A 4,587-nucleotide genomic window follows, 5' to 3' on the forward strand; every position below is an offset into this window, starting at 1 on the left:
CACGCAGATGTTCGCCCACGTCACGCAGACTGCCAAGGACGAAGGCCTGGACTACCACTTCGACAAGGTGGTGGTGGCCAACAGCTTCACCGCCCACCGCCTCATCCATCTTGCCGCCGCCCACGGCTGCCAGGACGCCGCCAAGGAGCGCCTGCTCAGCGATCACTTTGAGCACGGCAAGGACATCGGCAGCCAGGAGTACCTCACCGAACTCGGCGCCGCACTTGAGTTGCCGGCCGGCGAGGTTGCAGAGCTCTTCACCTCGGACAAGTACGCGGATGAGGTCACGCAGGACATCAACGAGGCCCGCGCCATCGGCGTCACCGGCGTCCCGTTCTTCGTGATCGACCGCAAGTACGGCATCTCCGGCGCCCAGCCCGCCGAGCTTTTCGGCCAGGCGTTGAACCAGGCATGGCAGGAAGCCAACCCGCTGATCCCCGTGGGCGCCTCCGACGCCGAGGCCTGCGGCCCGGACGGCTGCGCGATCTAGCCAACCAACCGTCGTCGTGCCCTAGCCCAACTGAGTAACAGCAAACGTCGCTATGGGTGCTCATAGCGACGTTTGCTGTTACACAGTTGGGTGCGCGGCTAGCCTTTCACCACGTCAAGCTCGACGACGGCCCAGGAGAGCGCGGGCAACGTCAGGCGGAGTTCGGACCCGGTGGCCTTCACTCCTTCCAGGGCCGTCAGGCCAACACGGTCCTGCTGATCCTGGGAATTGATGGTCAAACGGTCGCCGTCCTCGGGGATTTCGAGAACTTCGGCGCGGAGCACCTGGCGGGCGTCGAAGCCGCGCAGGGCCACCTCGACGTCGGCGGCTTCTTCCAGGCCGCGGTTCGCGAAGAACAGTGCCACGCGGCCCGTTTCTTCGTTCCAGGTGGCGCTGACATCCACCAGGTCCGTGTCACCAAACCGTGCATTCGAGTACTTGTCCGAGTCCACGGAGAGCCGCAGGATCTGGCCCTTGGCAAGCTCAGCCATCCGCGCGAACGGGTGGAAGATGGTCTGCTTCCACGCCGGTCCGTTCTCTTCCGAGAGGATGGGCGCAATGACGTTGACCAGCTGGGCCTGGTTGGCGATCTTGACGCGGTCGCCGTGGCGGAGCAGTGAGTTGAGCAGGGTTCCCACCACCACGGCATCGGTCACGTTGTACTTGTCCTCGATCACGCGTGGGTGCTCGCGCCAGCCGGCCTTGGCCACGTTGTGCGGCTGGTCTTCGGTGTCCAGCCCTCGCTGGTACCAGACGTTCCACTCATCGAAGGAGAGGTTGATGTGCTTCTTGTGCTTGCCCTTGGCGCGAACGGCGTCCGCGGTGGCGATCACTGACTCAATGAAGTAGTCGGTATCGACGGCGGAGGCCAGGAAGCTGCCGACGTCGCCGTCGTGTTCCTGGTAGTAGGCGTGGAGGGAAACGTAGTCCACTTCGTCGTAGGTGTGGGTGAGGACGGTCTGCTCCCACGCACCGAAAGTGGGCATGCTGGAGCTGGAACTGCCGCAGGCCACCAACTCAAGCGAGGGGTCCACGAACCGCATGGCTTTGGCGGCTTCCTGTGCCAGCCGGCCGTATTCGTCGGCGGTCTTGTGGCCGATCTGCCACGGACCGTCCAGCTCATTGCCGAGGCACCAGAGCTTGATGTTGAACGGGTCCTTGTGACCGTTCTTGGCGCGGAGGTCGGACAGGTAGGTTCCGCCGGGGTGGTTGGCGTACTCCACGATCTCGCGGGCTGCGTCCACTCCCCTGGTGCCCAGGTTGATCGCTTCCATGATTTCCGTGCCGGCCTGCTTGGACCAGTCCACAAACTCGTGCAGGCCAAAGGCGTTGGTCTCCACGGTGTGCCAGGCACCGTCGAGCCGGCGGGGCCTGGTTTCGCGGGGACCGATCCCGTCTTCCCAGTTGTAGCCGGAGACGAAGTTGCCGCCGGGATAGCGGATGACGGAGGCGCCGAGTTCCTTGACGAGTTTCATGACGTCCTGGCGGAAGCCGTTTTCGTCAGCTTCGGGGTGCCCTGGCTCATAGATGCCGGTGTAGACGCAGCGGCCCATGTGCTCCACGAAGGAGCCGAAGAGTCGCCGGGGTACCTCGCCAATGGTGAAATCGCGGTCGAGGGTGATGCGTGCGCGGGACATGGATCTCCTTGGTTGTGTTCGGAATCTGTTGTGTTCTGAATCTGTTGCTGTCAAAAACGTGCCGGTCAGGTTCCGGCGAGTCCCGTCGTCGCAACGCCCTTGATGATTTGGCGCTGGAAGAAGAGGAAGACCACGATCAGCGGCAGCGCGGCAAGCAGTGCGGACGCCATATTCTGTGCGTACTGGATGCCGTAGGCGCTCTTGATGGTCTGCAAACCTACCGGGAGGGTGAGCAGGTTGCCGTCGTTGGTGGCGATGAACGGCCACAGGAAGTTGTTCCACGCCCCGATGAAAACGAAGATCGCGACGGCGGCCAGGATGGGCCGGGACAACGGCAGGATGATTTGGGTGAAGATGCGCAAGCGGCTGGCGCCATCCATGACGGCCGCTTCCTCGAGTTCGCGCGGGATCTGGTCGAAGAACTTCTTCAGCACGAACACCATGGCCGGGTGGATGACCTGCGGCAGGATGATGGCCCAGGAGGTATCGATCAGCTGCAGCGCCAGCATTTGGTAGAACAGCGGGATGATCAGCACGGGCGGCGGGATGATGATGGACGCGATGATCACCGTCATCAGCACCTTCTTGCCCTTGAAGTCGATCCTCGAGAGCGCGTAGGCCACCAGTGCGGAGATCACCAGGGTAATGGCCGTGATGGCCGCCGAGGTATAGAGCGAGTTCCAGGTCCAGAGCGGGATGTTGCCGTCCTGGAAGACCTTGACGAACGCTTCAGGAGTGAAGCCCGACGGCGGCAGCCAGGTCACGTCCGGAGCTGCGGCGTCCGTTTCGGTTTTGAAAGCGGTTGCGGTGGCCCACGCGAAGGGGATCAGCCACAGCACTGCGATGAAAGCTGCGACGACGATCGCGGCGATCCTGCCGGCCGTCATCTTCTTCCGCGGCTGGCGGACCTTGAGGCTGTTGCCGGTGGTGGCGTTGGGGGCGGGACGGGTCAGGGTAGGGGTTGCCATGGTTATGCACTCCTGCGGCGGGTGATGACGAACTGCATGATGGAGATGACCACGATCAGTCCGAAGAAGATGTAGGAGATGGCTGCCGAGTAGCCCAGCCGGTAACCGGTGAACCCGGTTTCAAAGATGTACTGAACCACGGGACGGGTGGATCCGCCTGGACCGCCGGCGGTCATTTGGTACACCTGATCGAAGATCTTCAGCGACGCCAGGATCTGGAGCAGCACGATCATCACGGTGGTGGGGGTCAACTGCGGCAGCGTGATGGAGAAGAATTGCCGCCAGGCTCCGGCGCCGTCCAGGGACGCTGCCTCGTAATGCTGGGCGGGAATGTTCTGCATGGCCGCTAAGTACAGGAGGAAGTTGAAGCCCACGGTCCACCACAGCGTGGCAATGACAACGGCCCACATGGCTACATTGGGGTCGTTCAGCCAGGCAACGCGTGGGAGCCCGATGCCTGTCAGGAACTCATTGATCAGGCCAAGCTGCGGGTTGTACATCCACGTGAAGAACAGCGAGACCACTGTGGAGGCCAGAAGGTACGGCGCGAAGTAGGACAGGCGCCAGAGCCATTGGGCCGGAAGCCCGATGTTGAGAAGCGCGGCCATGACCAGGGCCACGAGGACCAGTGGGACGGTGCTGATCACTGTGAAGTAGAGGGTATTGCCCAGGGAACGCCACATATCGGCATCGGCCAGTGCTTCGGCGTAGTTCGCGAAGCCAATCAGGCTGTCGTTGGCCCCGGTCAGGGACTTGCCCGTGAGGCTCATGTAGAAGCCGTAAAGAATGGGCCAGACGAGGAAAACGAGGAAGAAAACAAGGAATGGAGCGGCGAATCCCCAGCCGCTGAGGTTGCTTCGGGTGCGGCTTCCGGGTTTGCGCAGATTCTCCGGCCTCGGCCGGGACAGCGTAGAGGTACTCATTCAAGAACTCCTTTGGTCACTCGGTAGGTGGGCCGGTCAGACGGGATTGGGACGGGAGAGGAGGGTGTTGGTGCGATGCTCGAAGGCATCCCACCCTGCGGCTGCCTTGTCCCTTCCCAGGAGGACGTTCTGTACCGTCTCCGCGAAGTAGGTTTGCCAGTCCGAGCCGGATCCGCTGAACCAGGACTCGGGATCGTAGGCAATGATGTCCGCCGCGTTGGCGTAGTGAATTTGGGGAGTGAGCTCGCGGTAGGCCTGTGACTGGACCACGGGCTGGTACCCCGGAATGTGTCCGGCTTCTGCCCAGGACAGTGATCCTTTGAGGACATCGGTGACGAACTTGTAGACGTCCCGGCGCTTGTCCTCGTTCAAGCTCAGTTGCCGTGGCAGGACGAAGGAGTGGGAGTCAGCGTAGGAGGCCGGCGTCCCGTAGAGGGTGGGAATGGTGGCCGCATCAACGGGTATTCCGGCCTTCTTCATGGTGGGCAATTCCCAAACGCCGCTGAACAGCATCCCTGAGCCGCCGCGGGCGAATTCCGCGATGCCCGTGCTGATGTCTCCGGCCTGGG

General features: G+C 62.6%; 4 protein-coding genes and 1 pseudogene. 1 reads left to right on the forward strand and 4 read right to left on the reverse strand.

The features are described 5' to 3' along the window. The coding region (locus HP499_RS21100) for a DsbA family protein (RefSeq protein ID WP_172326077.1) at positions 1–490 on the forward strand (490 nt) is incomplete at its 5' end. Between the two features lie 98 nt (positions 491–588). Here the strand turns inward: HP499_RS21100 and HP499_RS21105 are convergent. From HP499_RS21105 to HP499_RS21120, 4 genes and pseudogenes are all read right to left on the reverse strand, one after another. After that, positions 589–2,127, reverse strand: coding sequence for an alpha-N-arabinofuranosidase (locus HP499_RS21105; RefSeq protein WP_172326078.1), 1,539 nt, complete (start codon positions 2,125–2,127; stop codon positions 589–591). A gap of 65 nt (positions 2,128–2,192) precedes the next feature. Beyond that, positions 2,193–3,095, reverse strand: coding sequence for a carbohydrate ABC transporter permease (locus HP499_RS21110; RefSeq protein ID WP_172326079.1), 903 nt, complete (start codon positions 3,093–3,095; stop codon positions 2,193–2,195). Between the two features lie 2 nt (positions 3,096–3,097). Beyond that, positions 3,098–4,018, reverse strand: coding sequence for a carbohydrate ABC transporter permease (locus HP499_RS21115; protein WP_172326080.1), 921 nt, complete (start codon positions 4,016–4,018; stop codon positions 3,098–3,100). A gap of 36 nt (positions 4,019–4,054) precedes the next feature. Further along, a pseudogene (locus HP499_RS21120) lies at positions 4,055–4,587 on the reverse strand (carbohydrate-binding protein); the annotation flags it as partial.

Origin of the sequence: Paenarthrobacter sp. CM16, assembly GCF_013179505.1 — a bacterium.
Lineage (GTDB): Bacteria > Actinomycetota > Actinomycetes > Actinomycetales > Micrococcaceae > Arthrobacter.

What these genes read in the sequence shown, in the direction of transcription:
- HP499_RS21115 (WP_172326080.1), bottom strand. Translation starts at nt 4,018, where the DNA reads ATGAGTACCTCTACGCTGTCCCGGCCGAGGCCGGAGAATCTGCGCAAA.
- HP499_RS21110 (WP_172326079.1), bottom strand. Translation starts at nt 3,095, where the DNA reads ATGGCAACCCCTACCCTGACCCGTCCCGCCCCCAACGCCACCACCGGC.
- HP499_RS21105 (WP_172326078.1), bottom strand. Translation starts at nt 2,127, where the DNA reads ATGTCCCGCGCACGCATCACCCTCGACCGCGATTTCACCATTGGCGAG.